4 protein-coding genes, 2 tRNA genes and 1 pseudogene are annotated in these 2,781 nt (G+C 60.3%); 4 read left to right on the top strand and 3 right to left on the bottom strand.

All coding sequences use genetic code 11. The features are described from left to right. The coding region (locus EN925_RS41035; protein ID WP_245487362.1) for a hypothetical protein at positions 1-322 on the bottom strand (322 nt) is incomplete at its 3' end. Between EN925_RS41035 and EN925_RS31000 the strand changes: the two genes are divergently transcribed. Next, positions 221-460, top strand: a complete 240-nt coding sequence (locus EN925_RS31000; protein ID WP_245482152.1) for a DUF982 domain-containing protein — start codon at positions 221-223, stop codon at positions 458-460. The two genes, EN925_RS41035 and EN925_RS31000, sit on opposite strands and share 102 nt — an antisense overlap. 503 nt (positions 461-963) lie before the next feature. Here EN925_RS31000 and EN925_RS30995 read toward each other — a convergent pair. Both EN925_RS30995 and EN925_RS30990 read right to left on the bottom strand, forming a co-directional pair. After that, complete coding sequence (locus EN925_RS30995) at positions 964-1,212, bottom strand: hypothetical protein (RefSeq protein ID WP_127370166.1); 249 nt, start codon at positions 1,210-1,212, stop codon at positions 964-966. A 416-nt stretch (positions 1,213-1,628) separates the two neighbouring features. Next, positions 1,629-1,703, bottom strand: a tRNA-Asn gene (locus tag EN925_RS30990). Between the two features lie 224 nt (positions 1,704-1,927). Here EN925_RS30990 and EN925_RS30985 point away from each other — a divergent pair. From EN925_RS30985 to EN925_RS41030, 3 genes and pseudogenes are all read left to right on the top strand, one after another. Continuing rightward, positions 1,928-2,185 (top strand): hypothetical protein, encoded by a 258-nt coding sequence (locus EN925_RS30985; protein WP_024503836.1) that lies wholly within the window; start codon positions 1,928-1,930, stop codon positions 2,183-2,185. Positions 2,186-2,472: 287 nt separating this feature from the next. Further along, positions 2,473-2,546 (top strand) — tRNA-Cys (locus tag EN925_RS30980). A 90-nt stretch (positions 2,547-2,636) separates the two neighbouring features. Next, positions 2,637-2,781: pseudogene (locus EN925_RS41030) on the top strand (protein-L-isoaspartate O-methyltransferase); the annotation flags it as partial.

Genomic DNA, 2,781 nt, shown 5'->3' with positions numbered 1-2,781 from the left:
CGGCGCCCCTGGCGGGATGACGATGATGATCCGCCGCCAATCCCGGCCTTTGCGACGGTGCCGCCCGGGCGTGGAGGCGGCGGCATGTTGGCCGAGCCGGAGCATGCAATCGCATGATGACCCAAGCCAGCAACAACCAACGTGCGGAATGGAGGATCACATGAGTTACAGGACGTTCGACCGACCGGTCCTGGTCAAGAATGGCGAGTTCGTTCAAGAAATAGGGTGCCTCGACGATGCGTTCGACTTCTTTGAGGAGTGGCCAAGGGAACGGCGAGGTCCGATTTTCGAAACGGCCTTTCGAGCTTGCCAGCGTGCTCACGACGGCCAGGTTCCGCTGACGGTGGCGCGCGATGCCGTCGCCGGCTTCGCAAGATCCGTCAAAATCTTGCAGGACCCGCTTGCCCAATTCCCTTGGATGGACGGCACAAGGTCAGGTCGTGGTGGGGTAACCGCTTAGCCTTGATAAGGGGCGGCGCCATCAGGATGGTTCGGCTGCATGGTCGTCGTTTCCGCATCGCTACAAGGTGAGCTGCCCTGCCAGCTCACCTTTGGCGGGCGGTTGTTGTTCGAGCCGTTAGTACGGTTTTTTGGGGGGCGCGTCCGCGTCGCCATCAGCGGCATGCGACACTATCGCAGATTATGCCACGGCCCTCAGCGGAGGCTCCGCCATTGTCCCCAGGCCGTCGCATTCCGTGCAGGCACCCGTTTTTCCGGGGCAGCCACCCCGATGGGTTCCCTGAGGGCAGCAGTGTCCGTTTGACGCATACCATTTGGAGCAGTCGAAAACCCTGCCGCTGCCATGACAGCGCAGGCATTCCATATTTGATGAAATCATACCCAATTCTTGCCCAACCCAAACGCACTCGCCCCATGCCGCAAGTAACAGGAATCATTGCGCTTTCAAGCACACTGCCCTGACTTAAATTGGGGGGATCGACGGACGGCCGGCATCGATGCGAACTATCGTTGCGCCGTAATTGCGTTGCTCGTGAAAACCTTGCTCGTCACAAGCCGGGTTGGGCATTGGTCGGCACCAGCAGGCTGCGCCGCCTTGTCCGGTTCCTTGTCGGCAGTGACAGCGACTGCGTCGCCGGGCTGCGCGTTGGCGGCCTGTGTGGACGTGGACGCGAAGAGGACCGTCTGAGTGATGAGAGCCGAAACCGCGGCAACCTGGACCAGCACGGCGGCAAGGGCGATCTTCTTGAGCATGCGAGAAAACGCTTTTTGGCGCGCCCGGTTCCCCCATTCAGGTTTTCGGCTTGCTGCGGGAACAAGGGACCGGCAGTGCGGTTAACTCGATTATGCCGAGCAAGATCAAAGAACCACCATCGAAGCCCGAACCGGAGAAGCTACCTGTCCGACGTCGGGACAAAGAAGCCCCGCCAGAGCTTGAACATGTCGACCCGCCACCACGAGATGTGCGAGAGGCACCGGCACCCAACCCGAACGGTGACAAGAGATGAAATCCTGATGAGATCGCCGTGAAGAGATCGCCGTGATCGAAGCGCGCTGCATAGCGGCGCCAGGTCAAGTTGAGGATCAACCTGCGGCTGCCTGCGGTTTTCCAGACATGCCATAGATCAGCCCCTATGGGCGACCTGACCGTCTCAACGCTTTGAAGAATTTGGCTCCCCGGGCCGGATTCGAACCAGCGACCAACCGGTTAACAGCCGGTTGCTCTACCACTGAGCTACCGGGGAACGGAGGCTCTTATGTGAGTGGCGCAGCCTATAGCTGCCCTTTTCGGCTTTGCAAAGAAGCTTTTCACATTTTTCCGAGGCTTTTTCGCATAGGCCTTTCTCGCAATCGTCGAAGGATGCCCTCATATTAGCCGTCTTGGCAGGGATATGGAACCGAAAGCGCGGCGGCGGCTTTGGTTTGAGCATGCTTGCGAACGATCGAAACGGGTCAATCTTTCGAGACGATGACAGCACAAGACAACCAGATGCCGGCGCGCAAAATCTCTGTTTTCGGGCGCGAGTTCAAAATGCCGCGCTCGCGCGGGCTCAGAATCACGATCGGCATCCTGCTGACCATCGGTGGCATCCTCGGTTTCCTGCCGATCCTCGGCTTCTGGATGGTTCCGCTCGGATTGCTGGTGCTGTCCTATGAATTCGCCATGGTCCGCCGTCACCGGCGTCGCTTTGTCGTCTGGTGGGAACGGCGTCGCCGGCCCGATTGACCGCCGATAGCGCAAGGTGGTGTTTCAGTGGGCGGCCTGCTCTTCCAGTGCCTCACGGATCTGCTTGAGAACAGCCGCGGCCGAGGCAAGCCTTGCCCTGTCATGCGGCGACAGGATGCGTTCTTCTCCCATCAGGCTATGCTTAACTGTCCGCTAATAAAGCGGTCCGATGATTTGCCGGACGCCGTCCGGACTGACGCGAGGAAACCGTTCGGAATGCAAGGTGGCCGCTTGACGGCATTTTCGCCGCAACCTATTGGAACCGGGTGGAACGCCGGGAGCAATGAGGCCTCGTGGCGGAGTGGTTACGCAGAGGACTGCAAATCCTTGCACCCCGGTTCGATTCCGGGCGAGGCCTCCAATGCCCGGGCCCCCGCGCGGCAGCGCAGGGGCCTGAAGTTCCTGACACAATGGACCGCGGTTCTGGCGCGGCAAGCGGACTGGTTGGGACATGAGCGCTGATTTCTCCGAACTACGCGTCAAGATGGTCGACGGCCAGGTCCGCACCACAGATGTGACCAGCGCGCCGCTACTCGATGCAATGCTTGTCGTCCCAAGAGAGATGTTTGTCGGCGCCGCCCAGCGCGATCTCGCCT

The organism is Mesorhizobium sp. M7A.F.Ca.US.006.04.2.1 (assembly GCF_004022915.1).
Lineage (GTDB): Bacteria > Pseudomonadota > Alphaproteobacteria > Rhizobiales > Rhizobiaceae > Mesorhizobium > Mesorhizobium ciceri.
Note: the sequence above shows the minus strand (reverse complement) of the source record. Positions and strands in the feature narration are given on the sequence as shown.

What these genes read in the sequence shown, in the direction of transcription:
- EN925_RS30995 (WP_127370166.1), bottom strand. Translation starts at nt 1,212, where the DNA reads ATGCTCAAGAAGATCGCCCTTGCCGCCGTGCTGGTCCAGGTTGCCGCG.
- EN925_RS30985 (WP_024503836.1), top strand. Translation starts at nt 1,928, where the DNA reads ATGACAGCACAAGACAACCAGATGCCGGCGCGCAAAATCTCTGTTTTC.